Origin of the sequence: Paractinoplanes tereljensis (assembly GCF_016862435.1) — a bacterium.
In the GTDB taxonomy this organism is placed as follows: Bacteria; Actinomycetota; Actinomycetes; order Mycobacteriales; family Micromonosporaceae; genus Actinoplanes; species Actinoplanes tereljensis.
Genome location: NZ_BOMY01000027.1, coordinates 1 through 16326 on the forward strand (window position 1 = coordinate 1; position 16326 = coordinate 16326).

Here is a 16326-nt window from a genome sequence, read left to right on the forward strand (position 1 = left end):
GGGGGAGCCGCTATCCGCAACTGCCCGGCACCCGGAGCAGTGTCACGACACTGCTGAAGTCGCTGGCCGACGCTGGGCTGGTGCAGGCCGGGGAGCCCGAGCGGGTTGGTCGCCGCCCGGCCCGGACACGCTACGAGCTGTCGCCCGCGGGGCTGGCGCTGTTCCGGGAGCGCGTGAAGGAGGGATTGCGGGACGGGACGCCGGCCTCGACCGGTTTCCTCACCGCGCTCGCCTATCTGGGCGTGCTGCCCCGGGCGGTGGCGGCGGGGGTGCTCGGCGGGCGGGTCGAGCGGCTGCGCCGGGAACTGGACGGGCTGCCGGCGGATCCGCCGGGACTCGCGGAGATCCAGATGATCGAGGTCGCGTACTGGCGGGAGGTGCTGCGCACCGAGATCGCCTGGCTGTCCACGCTCGCGGCCCGGGTCGAGAGCGGCGACCTCGGGTGGCCGGGAGGTGCGGCGTGAAGTACGGCATCTATCCGGGTGGGCGAGCCGGTGCCACCTGCTCGCGGGAGTCCGACCCGCGGCGGGTCGGTGAGCTGGTCGACGAGCTGACCGGGGGCGGCCCGTTCGTGCTCCGGGAGTACGTGCACTTTCTCGGCACCCGGCCGGACCCGGCGGTGGTGGCGTCGATCGGCGCGGCGGGGGAGTTGGACGGGCTGACCATGCCCGACGACTGGTATGTGCGGGACGGGCGCGAACTCGACCTCGTGGTCAGCTACCTGCCCGCGGAGGCGGACCTGCCGGGCTGGCTCGGCTTTCTCGATCGGGTCATCGAGCGGTACGCGGATATCACGCGCTACCTCCAGGTCACGCTCGAACCGAACTTCCCGATCCCGCTCATCGACGGCAGCTCGCCGGGCGTGCTGGAGGCGCTGATCGCGGGGCTTCCGCATGCCCGCCGGGCGCTGGACGAGCGTGGGCACGACACGGTCCGGATCGGGTTCTCGGTGGCCGAGCCGGCCGAGTGGCTCGGCGGGGACGCCGCGTTCTGGCAGCGGCTGGCCGGCGCGGACCTCTCGGTCGTCGACTACGTGGGGCTCGGGCTCTACCCCGACGCGTTCGGGCCTCCGGTGCCGGTCGAGGGCGTGCGGGCGATGACCGAGCACGCGTTGCGGCACCTGCGGGAGCACAGCCTGGTCGTCGCCGGGATTCCGGCCGGCACCCCGATCCACGTCTGCGAGAACGGGTCGCCCAGCCTGCCCGGCCGGGATCAGGCCGCCTCGCTCGAGGCCATGCTCGCGGTGGTGCACGAGCAGGCGGCGGCGCTGAACATCACGCTCTACGAGTTGTTCGGCCTGCGCGACGCCGACACCGCCGGCGGCGAGCCGGTGGGTGCGCTGGGCCTGGTCACCGACGAGTACCAGCGAAAGCCGGCGTTCGACCTCTATCGGCGAATCGTGCGGGTCAGGTAGCGGGAACCGGCTGCTGCGCCGGTGCCGGGGTGTCGGCGGTGGGCGGCCCGGCGGCGACGGCTGGGCGCTCGCGGATCGACCAGACGACGGCCAGGGTGCTGGTCCAGACCAGGCCGGCGCCGAGCATGTGGGCGGCCACCAGGGCCACCGGCAGGTGGGTGAAGTACTGGACGAAGCCGATCAGGCCCTGGCCCATCTCGACCGCGAACAGGATCAGGGCGGCCCGGGCCGGCCCGGGGGCGTCGACGGCCCGGAAGGCGAAGTAGAGGGCGATGGTCAGGCCGACCAGGAGGAAGACCACGTCGGCGTGGGCCTGGGAGATGGCGGCCGGGTCCAGGCCGTTGCGCTTGGCGCCGTTGTCGCCGGAGTGCGGACCGCTTCCGGTGACGATGACGCCCAGCACCACCACGGCCGCGCTGGCCAGGAACGTGAGCCAGGTCAGGTGGCGGAGCGGGGCCGGCACCAGGGAGACCGGTGCGCCGTCGCCCTCGCCGGTGCTGCGCCACAGGGCGTAGGCGGCGACGATCAGGGCCATCGACAGCAGGAAGTGCAGGCCGACCACCCACGGGTTCAGGTTGGTCAGCACCGTGATGCCGCCGATCACACCCTGCCCGGGGATGCCCAGCAGCACGCCCAGGCTCAGCCGCACCTGCCGCTTGCGGCGCGGGCGTTCCAGCAGGGCCAGGATGAAGCAGGCCAGCGCAATCGCGGCCAGTACGAAGGTGAGCAGCCGGTTGCCGAATTCGATGACGCCGTGCACGCCCATGGCCTGGGTGGTTGTGTAGGACCCGTCGGTGCATTTGGGCCAGGTGGGGCAGCCGAGACCGGAATCGGTCAGCCGAACCGCAGCACCGGTGACGATCAGCCCGACGTTGGCGATCAGGGACGCGAGGGCCATCGGGCGCAGCGCGGGAAGCTTCACCTCTGGCATCGTACGCAGCGCTTCCGGCGTCGTTCCGGGCGCTCCCGAAGGGCGGTGGCCCGGATCACCGGGAAGTCAGTTTGCAGGGCCCGCCGGAAATACGTAACGTTGGCGTAGTGAAAAACGTGGTGCTGATCCAGAGCGGTGCGGTGGCGTCAGCCACCGCGTCGGATGGTCGCACCCGTGACCGGGTCGCTCAATTGTTACTCGAGCGGGGCGCCGCCACCGCGGCGGAGCTCGGCAGTGAGCTGGGGCTGAGCCCGGCGGCGATCCGCAAGCACCTGGACGCCATGCTCGGCGAGCATCTCGTGGAGACCCGCGAGGTCCGCCACCAGGGTCCGCGTGGGCGCGGCCGGCCGGCCAAGGCGTTCGTGCTCACCCCGGCCGCCCGCGAGGCCTTCCCGCACTTCTACGACGGTATTGCGATGGCCGCGCTGCGCTGGATCGCCCAGCGGCACGGGCCGGACGCGGTGAGTGAGTTCGCTGCCTCCCAGGTGGCCGCACTCGAGGAGCGCTGCCGGACCGCGATGCTCGAGGCCGGCGAAGATCCGATCGCCCGGGCGGAGGCGCTCGCCGAGGTGCTCACCGCCGAGGGTTACGCTGCCAACGCTTCCACGATCGCGTCCGGCGGGCAGCTGTGCCAGCACCACTGTCCGGTGGCCCACGTGGCCGCCGAGTTTCCCCAGCTGTGCGACGCCGAGACCGCGGTCATCTCGCGGCTCATCGGCACTCACGTGCAGCGCCTCGCCACCATCGCGCACGGCGATGAGGTGTGCACCACGCACATCCCGTCCCGGGCGCAGAACCGCAACCACGGTTAGGACAGATAGATGACTGACCAGATCGTTACTCAGGAAGAGCACCTCGCCGCCCTGGGGAAGTACGAGTACGGCTGGGCCGACGCGGACGCCGCTGGGGCAATCGCTCAGCGAGGTCTGTCCGAGGCCGTGGTGCGCAACATCTCCGCGTTGAAGAACGAACCGCAGTGGATGCTCGACCTGCGGCTCAAGGGCCTGCGGCTGTTCGACCGCAAGCCGATGCCGTCGTGGGGCGCCGACCTCACCGGGATCGACTTCCAGAACATCAAGTACTTCGTGCGCTCCACCGAGAAGCAGGCGGCCTCCTGGGAGGACCTGCCCGAGGACATCAAGGCGACGTACGACCGGCTGGGCATCCCGGAGGCGGAGAAGCAGCGCCTCGTCGCGGGTGTCGCCGCGCAGTACGAGTCCGAGGTCGTCTACCACAAGATCCGTGAGGACCTCGAGGAGCAGGGCGTCATCTTCCTCGACACCGACACGGCTCTGAAGGAGCACGAGGACGTCTTCAAGGAGTACTTCGGCACCGTCATCCCGGTCGGCGACAACAAGTTCGCCGCGCTGAACACCAGCGTCTGGTCGGGTGGCTCGTTCATCTACGTGCCCAAGGGCGTGCAGGTCGAGATCCCGCTGCAGGCGTACTTCCGGATCAACACGGAGAACATGGGCCAGTTCGAGCGGACCCTGATCATCGTGGACGAGGGTGCCTACGTGCACTACGTCGAGGGCTGCACCGCGCCGATCTACTCGTCCGACTCGCTGCACTCGGCGGTCGTCGAGATCATCGTGAAGAAGAACGCCCGCTGCCGGTACACGACCATCCAGAACTGGTCGAACAACGTCTACAACCTGGTCACCAAGCGCGCCACCTGCGAAGAGGGCGCGACCATGGAGTGGATCGACGGCAACATCGGTTCCAAGGTCACCATGAAGTACCCGGCTGTCTACATGACCGGCCCGCACGCCAAGGGCGAGGTCCTGAGCGTCGCGATGGCCGGCGAGGGCCAGCACCAGGACGCCGGCGCCAAGATGGTGCACGCGGCTCCCTACACGTCCTCGACGATCGTCTCGAAGTCGATCGCCCGGGGCGGCGGCCGCACCTCGTACCGCGGTCTGGTGCAGGTCCTGGAGGGCTCCGCGCACTCCAAGAGCACGGTCAAGTGCGACGCACTGCTTGTCGACACCATCTCGCGGTCCGACACCTACCCGTACGTCGACATCCGCGAGGACGACGTGTCGATGGGACACGAGGCCACCGTTTCCAAGATCTCCGAGGACCAGCTCTTCTACCTGATGAGCCGCGGTCTCACCGAGGACGAGGCGATGGCGATGATCGTGCGCGGCTTCATCGAGCCGATCGCCAAGGAACTCCCGATGGAGTACGCCCTTGAGCTGAACCGGCTGATCGAGCTGCAGATGGAAGGGGCCGTGGGTTAAGCACCCGGCCCGGACAAAAGACGCGGACAGATCAAAGGACGAGATGACTACCGAGGCCATCGCACCCCCGCCCAGCACCAAGTCACAGGTGCTGCGCTCCTTCGACGTCACCGACTTCCCGGCCCTGAACGGCCTGGAGGAGGAGTGGCGTTTCACCCCGCTCAAGCGACTCGGCGAACTGGTCACCGCCGTGAAGCTGACCGGTGTCGCGCCGGCGATCGAGCACGGTGACCTGCCGGCCGGTGTGACGTTGTCGCACGTCGACAACGCGGACGCGGTGCTGACCCCGTTCGACCGGGTCAGCGCCCTCGCCTACGGCTCGGCCGACGGCGTCACGCTGATCGAGGTCGCGCCGGAGACCGAGCTCGCCGAGGCCGTCGTCCTGCGCCTGGTCGGTAAGGGCGGCGACGCCGCCGCGGCCCGGACGCTGGTCAAGGTGGGTGCGTTCGCCAAGGTCACGATCGTTCTGGAGCAGACCGGTACGGCGGTCCTCGCCGACAACATCGAGGTCGTCACCGCCGACAGCGCGCAGCTGACGTTCGTCACCGTGGCCGAGTGGGACGCGGGCGCGGTGCAGGCCCAGCACATCAAGCTCGTGGTCGGCAAGGACGCCCGGGTGCAGCACGTGCAGGTGGCCCTCGGCGGCGACCTGGTCCGGCAGTCCACAAGCGTTGAATACACCGGCCGCGGTGGCGACGCCGAGCTGTGGGGTCTCTACTTCGCCGACGCCGGCCAGCACTTCGAGCACCGCCAGCTGGTCGATCACACCGTGCCCGACTGCCGCAGCTACGTCGGTTACCGGGGTGCGCTGCAGGGCGCGTCGGCCAAGACCGTGTGGGTCGGCGACGTGCTGATCCGGGCCACCGCGACCGGCACCGACACGTACGAGATCAACCGCAACCTGATCCTGACGGACGGCGCGATCGCTCACTCCGTACCGAATCTGGAAATCGAAACCGGCGAGGTCGCCGGCGCCGGGCACGCGAGCGCGACCGGCCGCTTCGATGATGAGCAGTTGTTCTATCTGATGGCTCGTGGCATCCCCGAAGGGGAGGCCCGGAAGCTGGTGGTTCGCGGCTTCTTCGCCGAGCTGCTCAACAAGATCCCGGTCGAGGAGCTGCGCGAGCGGCTCGGCGACGCGGTCGAGGCTCGGTTGGCGGAGTACACGTCGTGAGTTTCGAGCTCGTCGGGCCGGCCGCCGACATCGCGAAGGGGACGGTGCTCCAGGTGGAGATCGCCGAACTCGAGATCGCGATCGTGCACGCCGACGACGACAACTTCTACGCCGTACGCGATGAGTGCAGTCACGCCGCGGTCGCCCTGTCCGAGGGCGAAGTGGACGGCTGCACCCTCGAGTGCTGGCTGCACGGTTCGCGCTTCGACCTGCGCACCGGCGAGCCGACCGGCCTTCCCGCCACCGAGCCGGTGGCGGTCTTCCCCGTCGAGATCCGCGACGGCGACATCTACGTTTCGACCACACCGAGTAATGGAGTTAATCCGTGAGCACCCTGGAGATCCGTGACCTGCAGGTGTCGGTGAAGCTGCCCGAGGGCGAGCTCAAGCCGATCCTGGCCGGTGTCGACCTGACGGTCAAGGCGGGCGAGACCCACGCGATCATGGGTCCGAACGGCTCGGGCAAGTCGACGCTGGCGTATTCCATCGCCGGTCACCCGAAGTACCAGATCACCGGCGGTTCGGTGACGCTCGACGGCCAGGACGTACTGGCCATGACCGTGGACGAGCGGGCCCGCGCCGGCCTCTTCCTGGCCATGCAGTACCCGGTCGAGGTGCCCGGTGTCTCGGTCGCCAACTTCCTGCGTACCGCGAAGACCGCGATCGACGGCGAGGCGCCCAAGCTGCGCACCTGGGCCGGCGAGCTGCGCGGCGCCATGGAGAAGCTGCAGATGGACCCGGCGTTCGCCCAGCGCAACGTCAACGAGGGCTTCTCCGGCGGCGAGAAGAAGCGGCACGAGATCATGCAGCTCGAGCTGCTCAAGCCGAAGGTCGCGATCCTCGACGAGACCGACTCCGGCCTCGACATCGACGCCCTGCGGATCGTCAGCGAGGGTGTCAACCGGGTGCGCGAGACCGGCGAGACCGGCCTGCTGCTGATCACCCACTACACCCGCATCCTGCGCTACATCAAGCCGGACTTCGTGCACGTCTTCGTGGCCGGCAAGATCGTCGAGCAGGGCGGGCCGGAGCTTTCCGAGCAGCTGGAAGCCGAGGGCTACGAGCGTTACGTGGCCGCTCGGGCCTGACGGGAGCAGAACAATGACGTTCGACGTGGCCCGGATCCGAGCCGACTTCCCGATTCTCCAGCGGGAGATCAACGGTCACCCGCTGGTCTATCTGGACAGCGCCAACACCTCGCAGAAGCCTCGCCAGGTTCTCGAGGCCATGCGCCTGCACAACGAGCGGCACAACGGCAACGTGTCCCGCTCGGTGCACACGCTCGGCACCGAGGCCACGACGGCGTACGAGGAGGCCCGCGCCAAGGTCGCGGCCTTCATCAACGCCGGCACCCCGGACGAGATCGTCTTCACCAAGAACTCGACCGAGGCGCTCAACCTGGTCGCCCACTCGGCCGGCCAATATCTGGCGCTCAAGCCGGGCGACGAGATCGTGATCTCCGAGATGGAGCATCACTCCAACATCGTGCCGTGGCAGCTGCTGTGCGAGCGGACCGGCGCGACGCTGCGCTGGTTCGGCATCACTGACGACGGTCGGCTGGATGAATCGTCGTTGGCCGAGTTGATCAACGAGCGCACTCGTTTGGTGTCGCTCGTGCACATGTCCAACACTCTGGGCACGATCAACGACCTGTCCCGGATCGTCGCCCGTTCGCGCGAGGTCGGCGCACTGGTCACGCTGGACTGCTCGCAGTCGGTGCCGCACCTGCCGGTTGACGTGCGCGGACTCGGGGTCGACTTCATCGCGTTCACCGGGCACAAGATGCTCGGGCCGACCGGCATCGGGGTGCTCTGGGGCCGGTTCGAGCTGCTCGCGAAGATGCCGCCGTTCCTCGGCGGCGGTTCGATGATCGAGACGGTCACCATGACCGGCACGACCTATGCCGCCCCGCCGGCCCGGTTCGAGGCCGGCACGCCGCCGATCGCCGAGGCGATCGGACTCGGCGCCGCCGTTGATTATCTCAACGAGCTGGGCATGGTCGCGGTCCATCAGCACGAGCAGGACATCACGGCGTACGCCCTGAAGGCTCTCGCCGATGTGCCGGGCGTTCGCATCTTCGGGCCGGCGACGCCCGAAGGGCGAGGCGGCACGGTGTCGTTCGCGGTCGACGGGGTACACCCGCATGACGTGGGACAGGTTCTGGACGCGCTGGGTGTCGAGGTGCGGGTCGGGCATCACTGCGCGAAGCCGACCTGCGTGCGCTTCGGGGTGCCGGCGATGACCCGGGCCTCGTTCTACCTTTACACGACGACGGACGAGATCGACGCGCTGGCGCGGGGGCTCGACCAGGTGCGGAAGGTGTTCGGCTGATGATGCTCGACTCGCTCTACCAGGAGATCATCCTCGATCACTACAAGCATCCGCACGGGCGGGGCCTGCGTGATCCGTACGATGGCGAGGCGCACCACGTGAACCCGACGTGCGGCGACGAGATCACCGTGCGGGTCCCCGCCGACTTTTCCGATATTTCGTACGATGGCCTGGGTTGTTCGATCAGCCAGGCCTCCGCGTCGGTGATGCACGAGCTGCTCATCGGCAAGTCGGCCGGCGAGATCGCGGGAATTCACGAGGCCTTCGTCGAGCTGATGCAGGGGCGCGGCCAGATCGAGCCGGACGAGGACGTCCTCGGCGACGCGATCGCTTTCGCCGGCGTTTCGAAGTTTCCGGCGCGGGTCAAATGCGCGCTGCTGCCGTGGATGGCATTCAAGGACGCCGCGGCCCGTGCTGGTGTGGACGTGGGCGCAAGCCCGGAGGTGAAGGCATGACTGACACTGACAAGAGCGTGGACGAGGTCCCCGCCTGGCTGGCAGCCGAGCGCGCCGAGGCCGGCACGCCCGCCGACGAGGTACCCGCCGCGGAGGTCAGCGCCCCCTCCGAGCCGGTCGCGCCCGAGCCTGTTGCGGCCGAGCCTGTTGCGGCCGAGCCGGTCGTGGCCGCTGGGCCGGTTGCCGCTGCTGAGACCGCGGCCGCCGCGGGCGGGGTGGCTGTCAAGAAGGCGTCGCTCGACGACGTCGAAGAGGCGATGAAGGACGTCGTCGACCCCGAACTCGGGATCAACGTGGTCGACCTCGGCCTGGTCTACGGCACGTTCGTGGACGACGACAACATCGTCACCATCGACATGACGCTGACCTCGGCGGCCTGCCCGCTCACCGACGTGATCGAGGAGCAGACCCGCGCGGCCCTGACCACCGGCCCCGGCGGCGGCCTGGTCCAGGACTTCCGCATCAACTGGGTGTGGCTCCCGCCGTGGGGCCCCGACAAGATCACCGACGACGGCCGAGAGCAGCTCCGAGCCCTCGGCTTCAACGTCTGATCATCTTCTTCACCGCCGGGAGTGGCATGCCACTCCCGGCGTTTTCATTCCCAGCGCCAGCGTTGCGCGCCTGGCGGCGCCTGCTCGATGACGGCGCTGAGCATCCGGGCGACCTCGCGGAGAAACCCCAACGCCGCGGCGTCCGACTCGTCGTCGAGGCCCCAGTTGGCGTCCCAGGCGACCAGGCGCGCGATGGCGTTCGGTTCTGCCGGCGGGTCGGCGATGACAATTTCGAGGGCGCGAAGCGCCTCCTGATGCACGCGGATGTTGGTCTGGGCCAGCCGTTCGAGGTCCGAGCGGGCTTCCTCGAAGCTCTCGGCGTCGTTGAAGTGGGCGCCGAGAAAGCGACTCACGGTCTCCATCGGTGGCCGGGCGAAGCGCTCTTCGATGTTCCGGCGCATCGATTCGGGTAGACGCGACAGGTCCATGACCTCACCCTAGTCCGCTCGGGAAGGTGGTCAGAATGAACGGCTCCGGCGGGTCAGTCCCCGGGGCGACCCGAATAAGGATCCTTACGGTGCTGGTCACCGAGTATTGCGCCTCCCGAGGCCCGGCCCCATACATTCCCTTGTTGACGAAGCCCTCGCCAATCGCGTGCCCGGCGCTGAATACGTCGCTGTGCTCTCCGTCGATCGCGAGGTTGTTGCGGATCTGCTCCCAGTTCTCCCGGACGTATTTGTTGATCGCCCGATGCATGGTCGTGTGATCTATCCACTTGAATGATCCATTCGCCGCCTTGCCCCATCCGGTGTCGTTGTGGATGCGCCCCTCGATGGTTTGCTGACTTGGATCTCGCCGCAGCAGCGCGTCCGGCCCGTGGTTGTCCAGCGTGTGCGCGTTGTGGCCCTGGTGTGCCTGGTCGTTGGCGGCGAGGTTGAACTTCGGAGGCTCGTCGCCGAACTTGGCATACTCGTCTTCCCAGGCGCTCAGCTCAAGATCATCTGGGGTTTGCGGGCGTGGCGGCGCGGTGGTCTCGGCCGTGCCGCTCGTCGTCTGGTGGCTTTCTCCGATGCGCCCCCGCTTGAGGGCCGCGAGCACCCTGTCGTGCGCCTCCGCGACACTGCCGCTGTCGCCACCCGAGCGATGCGGGCGTCGTTGGCCGACGCTGCCTGGCGGGTCGGTGCCGCTGTCGTGGGGTCGGGAGCGTGGCATCGCCTCGTCCGTTCGATGGGACTTGGAGTGACCACAGTAGATACTGAGGGCAACTTGTCGTACCTCGGTGATAGAACCGAGGCATGACTGACACCGTGCCGTTTGAGCAGCTCCTGGGGCAGATCGAGGACAGATCGGCGGTGCTGCTGGCTGCCGCTGCGGCCGCGCCCGACCTCGGGGCCTGGGTGCCGGGCTGTCCCGACTGGACGCTCGGCGACCTGGTCGCCCACATCAGTGGCGTGCAGCGTTTCTGGGCTGTCGTCACCACCCTCGCCGACCCGTCGGGGCCGCCCGGCGAGGAGCAGCGTGGCGATCTCGAACCGCAGGGCGATCCGCTGGCCTGGTTCGGGGAGTCGACCCGGCGGCTGATCGACGCGCTGTCCGCCGCGGGGCCGGACAGCCCGGCCTGGACCTGGTGGGGCTCCTCCGACGCACCGCTGACGGCCGGAGCGATCGCCCGGCACCAGGTGCAGGAAGCGGCCGTGCACGGCTACGACGCGCAGGAGTCGGCCGGGAAACCCGAGCCGCTGCCGGCCGCGATCGCCGTCGACGGGGTGGCCGAGTTCATCCAGGTCGGCCTGGGTGCGTCCGGGCCGTGGCCCCACCGGCCGGCCCGGATCGCGTTCTCCGCCACCGAGGGGCCGTCCTGGGTGCTCGACCTGTCGCCGTCCGGTGCCCGGCTCAACCCGGCCGCGAGCGGTGACCCGGTCGCCACCGTGCACGGCTCGGCCAGCGACCTGGTGCTGGCCCTCTACGGGCGGGTGCCGTTCGACGACCTGCGAGTCGACGGCGACCGTTCGGTGCTGGCCGAGCTGCTCGCCTGGCAGCCGTCCGAGTGAGCGGAGGGCCGACGGCGGCGGTCCAGCGACGGCCGAGCTGATCGCGTGGCAGCCGTCGGAGTGAGCGGGGCCGAGCTGGTCGGGCGGCGGCCGTCAGATTGACGGGAGGTGGTCCACGTCGTTGTAACGGACGAGTTCGAGCTGCCCGTCCCGGTCGAGGAACTGGGAGATCGAGGCGTTGCGGACGGTGCCCTCGGCCCGCTCCATGGCGATCACCTCGTCCCAGCCGAGGTTCTGGATGACCGCGCGCATCATCAGCACGACGGCGTCGTGTGCGACCACGACGACGCGTTCGCCGGCGTGATCCTGGTTGAGGTCGGTCAGGAACGTGGCGAGGCGGGCCTCGACGTCGGCGAAGGATTCGCCGCTCGGCGGCGCATAGCGATATTCGCCGGCCTCGGAACGGCGGCCGGCCTCGTCCGGGAAACGCTGGGCGACCGCGGCCAGGGTGAGCATCTCCAGGTCGCCCAGCAGACGGTCGACGAGGCGGTCGTCGGTGACCGGGGCCGGCAGGTCGAGGCCGGAGGAGTCCGCCGCGATCCGCCAGGTCTCCCGCGCCCGGCGGTAGGGCGAGGTGATGACCACCTCGGGGACCTGCTCGGCCGGGAGCGTCGCCAGCCAGGCTCCGACCGCCGCGGCCTGCGCCTCGCCCACCTCGGTGAGCGGCACCTCGGCGTCGCGTCCGGTCACCTCGGCCTCGAGAAGTCCATGCTTGTCGGCCGCCGGAAAGGCCACGTTCGCCAGGCTCTGCCCGTGCCGGACCAGGATCAGCTCACCCACCACACTCATGATTCGGACCATATCCAGCCGGGCCCGGTCCACGCAGCGGTGTGCCACACAACGGGGGCCAGTGATGCGGCGGTTGTGCGTCGGCCGGGGTCTGGGGGCTGACGCGGATGCCTTCGATCGGAACAATCGGTGGCGTGGCGAAGACGATCAGTTATGCCGATGCGGTGCGGATCCTGGGTGGCGGCCCGGAGTCGCCGTCCTTTCAGCGGCTCAACACGATCACCGGGGGCGTGCTGGCCGGCGCCGCCATCGCCGCGCCGCAGCTGCTGGCGATGCTCGATCTGCGGGCCGAGCTGGCTCGGGTCTCGGCCGAGCTGGTCAGCCGGGCCGGTCGGGCGATGGCCGGGTCGGGGCGGCGAGATCGCACCGAGCGGCTCGCCGCGGCGCACACCGTGGTGGTGGTGGCCGCCTACTTCGACGCGATCTCCGACGTCGACCTGGAGTGGGCGCGGCTCACCCGGGAGGACCAGTTGCGGCTGGCCGGTGGGGTCGACGGGGCGCGCGATCTGACCTCGGCGGCGCTGCGGGCCGGGCTGGCGCTGCCGGAGCCGCACATTCCGCACGAGCGTTACCTCGGCGATCTCGAGACCTTCTACGCGGGGCTCTCCGAGGCCCTCTTCCGGTTCCTCGGCGGGCTCGCGCCCTTCGACGAGCTCAGCGAGGGGGAGCGCAACGTTCTGCGCGACGAGATCGTCACCGGCGGGCGACGGGCCCGCCAGCGGTACGAGGAGATGCTGCTCAACCTGATGGCCGACTGCCCGGACATGGCACTGTGGATCGACCGGCGCCACCAGTCGGCCGTGGAGCAGCGGCTGGACACGTTCGTACCCTCGCTGCGGGAGCTGGAACGACTCCTGCGGGAGGTCGCCGCGGCCGGAAGCACCGACGGGGTGGTCGCCGCCTTGCGGCGGGCCCATGCGGCTCCGCTGGAGCACGGCATCGTCGAGACGGTCGACCTGCCCGACGACCTCGACGTGCCCACCCTGGAACGCGCCTACGTCCCGCCCGCGTTCCAGGTCGCCGAGCGGTCCGCCAACCGATCCCCGGCCGACGAGGCCACCTGGCAGGACGTCGAGGTGCGGCACGACATCGACCGGTTCCTGGCCGGCTATCTCGGCTCGCCGCGCGCGCTGCGGGCACCCCTGCTCGTGCTCGGCCAGCCGGGCGCGGGCAAGTCGGTGCTGACCCGGATCCTTGCCGCCCGGCTGTCCGAGACCCGGTTCCTGCCGATCCGGGTGCCGCTGCGCGACGTCGACAGTTCGGTGCTCCTGCAGCAGCAGATCGAGCAGGCGATCCTGGCCGCCACCACCGAGGAGACCACCTGGGCGCAGCTGGCCCGCAGCACCGAAGCCCTGCCGGTGATCATCTTTGACGGCTTCGACGAACTGCTGCAGGCCACCGGGGTCAGCCAGACCGACTTCCTGCAGAAGATCGCCGAGTTCCAGCAGCGGGAACGCGAACAGGACCGGGCCGCCGCGGTCATCGTGACCAGCCGGATCAGCGTCGCCGACCGGGCCGCCGTGCCGCCCGAGACGCTGCTGCTGCGGCTTCAGCCGTTCGACGAACCACGCATCCGCGGCTGGGTCGCGATCTGGAACGAGGTGAACGCGGCGGGCCTGGCCGCGCGCGGCTGTGCGCCGCTCGACCCGGACGCCGTTCTCGCCCACCCCGACCTGGCCGGGCAGCCGCTGCTGCTGCTCATGCTGGCCCTCTACGACAGCGACGCCAACGCCCTGCGCGGTCGCGGCCGGCTGACCACCGGCGAGCTCTACGAGCAACTGCTGCTCGGTTTCGCCCGGCGGGAGGTCGCCAAGGCATACCCCAATCTGTCCCGGAACGACCTCGAACCGCACGCCGAGCAGGAGCTGAGCCGCCTGGCCATCGTGGCGTTCGCGATGCTCAACCGCTCGGCGCAGTGGGTCACCGAGGGCGCCGTCGCCGACGACCTCAGGGCCACGCTCGGCGTGCCGGCCGCGGGCCGGCACACCGACGCGCTCAGCGCGTCCGAACTGATCTTCGGCCGGTTCTTCTTCATCCATCGGGCGCAGGCCATCCGCGGCGGTCAACCCCGGCGGACGTACGAGTTTCTGCACTCCACCTTCGCCGAATACCTGGTGGCCCGATTCACCTGGCGGTTGCTGCAGGAGGCGGTGGCCCGGGACGCGGTGACCTTCGCGGTGCGCCCGATGACCGGCAACGATCTGCTGGCCGACCTGCTGTCCCAGGTGTCGCTGACCGGGCGCGCACCGATCGTGGCGTTCCTGACCGAGATGGCCGGCCGCCTGGCCCCGGCCGAGCGGGACCGCTGGACCGACGTACTCATCAAGGTTTTCCGGCAGGCCGAACGCGACGGCGCCTGGCCGGCCTCGGCCTACCGCCCGGTCGCCGGGCGCAACGTCGCGGCCCGGTTCGCCGCCTACACCGTCAACCTCACCCTGCTCGCGGTGGTCACCTCGGGTGGGCTGCTCTTCAGCGAGCTGGTCGAGCCGGCCGAGATCGAGCCGCGCCGGCAGTGGCACGACCACGCGATGCTGTGGCACGCCCAGCTCGACGACGAGGGCTGGGGCACTCTTGCCGCCACGTTCGCGATCGAGCGGGTGCACGGCCCGCGCGGCCGGGACGTCGACCTTCGCCTCGACGACGGCACGTTCCAGGTCCCGTCGCCCGACCCGCGCTGGCTGATCGGCACACCGGAGATCAACGGCGGTGCCTTCATCGGCGGCCTCGACTGGACAACCCACAGCCGGCGCCTGCATTTCGAGGGTGGCGTGAACAACGACCTGATGCGGCACAACCTGGAACCACTGGCCGAGTCCTTGCTCGGCTCCACCGCGCGGGTCTTCGCCCTGGACGCCGACGGATCGTCCGCCTCGGCCACCCGGGCACTGGTGGCGGTCTGGATGCTTCCGGCGACCACCGGGGCCGAGGCCGGCGAGATATACCGCCGGTGTCTCGAGATCGTGGTGAAATTCGGCCGAGGGTGGGGGCAGCCGGTCCAGACCGCGTACGCCGATCAGCTGCTCGCGGCGCTGATGGCCGATCATGACGCGCCGCCGGAAGCCGCCCACGAGATTCTTCTCCAGTTCGCGCGAAACGCGCTGGGCTCGACCGAGATGTGGCTGCGCACCGCCGCCACGGTGCTCAACCGGGCCGACCGCGACGACCCGCACACCGCCCCGGTCGCCGAACTCGTCCTGCGGTTCGTGCACTCCGCCCCGGTCACCTCAGACCCGCCCGGGCTGCTGACCGCGGTGCTCCGCGCGGTCGTGCTGCTCCAGCGGCCCCGGCGCGGGCCCGACGTGGTCGGCAAGCTCAACCGCGAGCGCGGCCAGGCGTCCCCCGACGAGATCCGCGGCGAACTCGAATCCTTCCGGGTACTGCTCTCCGGCATGCGCACCGGCACCGACCGCTGGCGGGCCGACCTGCACACCGCGTTCGACGAGTTCAGCTGGCTCGCCGCCGGGTCGGAACCGCTGCGCTCGGCCCTGGTCGCGCTGGCCGCCATGCCCGACGCCATCTCCGACGTCGAGGCCGCACTTACCCACGTCGACGGACGGATCAGCGCCTGGCTCTCCGACAACCCGTAATTCGGTGGCGGGCCGCCCACCCGGAAACCCATGATGGCGGCGTGACCAAGCTGCTGAAGCCCATTCCCGTCTCTGTCGCCGCGGCCGATCGGGCCGCCCGACAGCAGACGCGGCTCACCGGAAGGGCCATCGACCAGCAGCTGTCGTGAGCGCGCCGTTCCTGGCCGGCGTCCTCGCCGGCTACGGCGTCGCCGTGCCCGTGGGCGCCATCGGCGTCCTCATCGCCGGCCTGTCCGCCCGCACCAGCCTCCGGGTGGGCGCGGCGGCCGGCCTGGGCGCGGCCACCGCCGACGGCATCTACGCGCTGATCGCGGTCCTCGGCGGTGCGGCGGCGGCCAGCCTGATCGCCCCGGTCGCGACGCCGCTGCGCTGGCTGGCCGCAGCGGTCCTGCTGGTCCTGGCCGCCATGACGGCCCGGGGCGCCTTCCGAAAGCCCGGCGTCGCCCGCCCGGAGAAACCGACGACGGTTGCCCGCGCCTACCTGGGCATTCTGGCCTTGACCCTGCTCAACCCGGCCACCGTGATCTATTTCGCCGCGCTGGTGCTGGGCGGCTCGGGGGAGGGCGGCGGCATCTGGTTCGTCGTCGGCGCCTTCCTGGCCTCGGCCAGCTGGCAACTCCTGCTGGCCGGCGGCGGCTCCCTGATCGGCCGCCTGCTCACCGGCGACCGAGGCCGCCTGATCACCGCCTTGGTCTCCAGCGCCGTAATCGCCATCCTGGCAATCACCCTGCTCACCGGCGGTTAGCCGCCGCCCGCCGGGCGGCGGCTTCGCGCCGGGCGGCGGCTTCGCGCCGGGCGGCGGCTTCGCGCCGGGCGGCGGCTTCGCGCCGGGCGGCGGCTTCGCGCCGGGCGGCGGCTTCG

The 16326-nt window shown here is 70.2% G+C and carries 16 protein-coding genes and 1 pseudogene; 13 read left to right on the forward strand and 4 right to left on the reverse strand.

Going from position 1 to position 16326, the window contains the following annotated elements:
- On the forward strand, positions 1-464 hold a 464-nt coding region (locus Ate02nite_RS20255), incomplete at its 5' end, for a PadR family transcriptional regulator (protein ID WP_203807810.1).
- Positions 461-1414 carry a class III extradiol ring-cleavage dioxygenase family protein gene (locus Ate02nite_RS20260; protein WP_203807812.1) on the forward strand — a complete coding sequence of 318 codons (954 nt, stop codon included), beginning with the start codon at positions 461-463 and terminating at the stop codon, positions 1412-1414. The genes Ate02nite_RS20255 and Ate02nite_RS20260, both read left to right, overlap by 4 nt.
- Here Ate02nite_RS20260 and Ate02nite_RS20265 read toward each other — a convergent pair.
- On the reverse strand, positions 1407-2312 hold the full coding sequence (locus Ate02nite_RS20265) for a COX15/CtaA family protein (protein WP_203807836.1): 906 nt from the start codon (positions 2310-2312) through the stop codon (positions 1407-1409). The genes Ate02nite_RS20260 and Ate02nite_RS20265 overlap by 8 nt on opposite strands.
- A gap of 140 nt (positions 2313-2452) precedes the next feature.
- Between Ate02nite_RS20265 and Ate02nite_RS20270 the strand changes: the two are divergent.
- From Ate02nite_RS20270 to Ate02nite_RS20305, 8 genes and pseudogenes are all read left to right on the forward strand, one after another.
- Positions 2453-3170 (forward strand): annotated as a pseudogene (locus Ate02nite_RS20270) (helix-turn-helix transcriptional regulator).
- Positions 3167-4588: a Fe-S cluster assembly protein SufB gene (gene sufB / locus Ate02nite_RS20275; RefSeq protein ID WP_203807814.1), complete on the forward strand. Its 1422-nt coding sequence runs from the start codon at positions 3167-3169 to the stop codon at positions 4586-4588. Before Ate02nite_RS20270 ends, sufB begins: the two are co-directional and overlap by 4 nt.
- A gap of 43 nt (positions 4589-4631) precedes the next feature.
- Positions 4632-5762 (forward strand): Fe-S cluster assembly protein SufD, encoded by a 1131-nt coding sequence (gene sufD, locus Ate02nite_RS20280; RefSeq protein WP_203807816.1) that lies wholly within the window; start codon positions 4632-4634, stop codon positions 5760-5762.
- A complete protein-coding gene (locus tag Ate02nite_RS20285) occupies positions 5759-6091 on the forward strand; it encodes a non-heme iron oxygenase ferredoxin subunit (protein ID WP_203807818.1) in 333 nt (110 codons plus the stop codon). The genes sufD and Ate02nite_RS20285 overlap by 4 nt, the downstream gene beginning before the upstream one ends.
- Entirely contained in the window at positions 6088-6849 is a 762-nt protein-coding gene (gene sufC, locus Ate02nite_RS20290; protein ID WP_203807820.1) for a Fe-S cluster assembly ATPase SufC, read from the forward strand. Before Ate02nite_RS20285 ends, sufC begins: the two co-directional genes overlap by 4 nt.
- A 13-nt stretch (positions 6850-6862) precedes the next feature.
- Positions 6863-8092, forward strand: a complete 1230-nt coding sequence (locus Ate02nite_RS20295; RefSeq protein ID WP_203807822.1) for a cysteine desulfurase — start codon at positions 6863-6865, stop codon at positions 8090-8092.
- Positions 8092-8547 carry a Fe-S cluster assembly sulfur transfer protein SufU gene (gene sufU / locus Ate02nite_RS20300; protein WP_203807824.1) on the forward strand — a complete coding sequence of 152 codons (456 nt, stop codon included), beginning with the start codon at positions 8092-8094 and terminating at the stop codon, positions 8545-8547. Before Ate02nite_RS20295 ends, sufU begins: the two co-directional genes overlap by 1 nt.
- Positions 8548-8711: 164 nt before the next feature.
- Positions 8712-9098, forward strand: coding sequence for a metal-sulfur cluster assembly factor (locus Ate02nite_RS20305; protein WP_203807840.1), 387 nt, complete (start codon positions 8712-8714; stop codon positions 9096-9098).
- Between the two features lie 44 nt (positions 9099-9142).
- Here Ate02nite_RS20305 and Ate02nite_RS20310 read toward each other — a convergent pair whose 3' ends face one another.
- Both Ate02nite_RS20310 and Ate02nite_RS20315 read right to left on the reverse strand, forming a co-directional pair.
- The gene (locus tag Ate02nite_RS20310; protein WP_239147545.1) at positions 9143-9526 is read right to left on the reverse strand and encodes a hypothetical protein; all 384 of its coding nucleotides are present in this window, start codon (positions 9524-9526) and stop codon (positions 9143-9145) included.
- A 4-nt stretch (positions 9527-9530) separates the two neighbouring features.
- Positions 9531-10250 carry a hypothetical protein gene (locus Ate02nite_RS20315; protein WP_203807826.1) on the reverse strand — a complete coding sequence of 240 codons (720 nt, stop codon included), beginning with the start codon at positions 10248-10250 and terminating at the stop codon, positions 9531-9533.
- An 83-nt stretch (positions 10251-10333) separates the two neighbouring features.
- Here Ate02nite_RS20315 and Ate02nite_RS20320 point away from each other — a divergent pair, with 83 nt between their 5' ends.
- Positions 10334-11089, forward strand: coding sequence for a maleylpyruvate isomerase family mycothiol-dependent enzyme (locus tag Ate02nite_RS20320; RefSeq protein ID WP_203807828.1), 756 nt, complete (start codon positions 10334-10336; stop codon positions 11087-11089).
- A 93-nt stretch (positions 11090-11182) separates the two neighbouring features.
- Here Ate02nite_RS20320 and Ate02nite_RS20325 read toward each other — a convergent pair whose 3' ends face one another.
- Entirely contained in the window at positions 11183-11878 is a 696-nt protein-coding gene (locus Ate02nite_RS20325) for a histidine phosphatase family protein (protein WP_203807830.1), read from the reverse strand.
- Between the two features lie 134 nt (positions 11879-12012).
- Between Ate02nite_RS20325 and Ate02nite_RS20330 the strand changes: the two genes are divergently transcribed.
- Both Ate02nite_RS20330 and Ate02nite_RS20335 read left to right on the forward strand, forming a co-directional pair.
- A complete protein-coding gene (locus tag Ate02nite_RS20330; RefSeq protein WP_203807832.1) occupies positions 12013-15465 on the forward strand; it encodes an NACHT domain-containing protein in 3453 nt (1150 codons plus the stop codon).
- 145 nt (positions 15466-15610) lie between these two features.
- The gene (locus Ate02nite_RS20335) at positions 15611-16210 is read left to right on the forward strand and encodes a LysE family transporter (RefSeq protein ID WP_203807834.1); all 600 of its coding nucleotides are present in this window, start codon (positions 15611-15613) and stop codon (positions 16208-16210) included.
- Positions 16211-16326 lie beyond the last annotated feature (116 nt).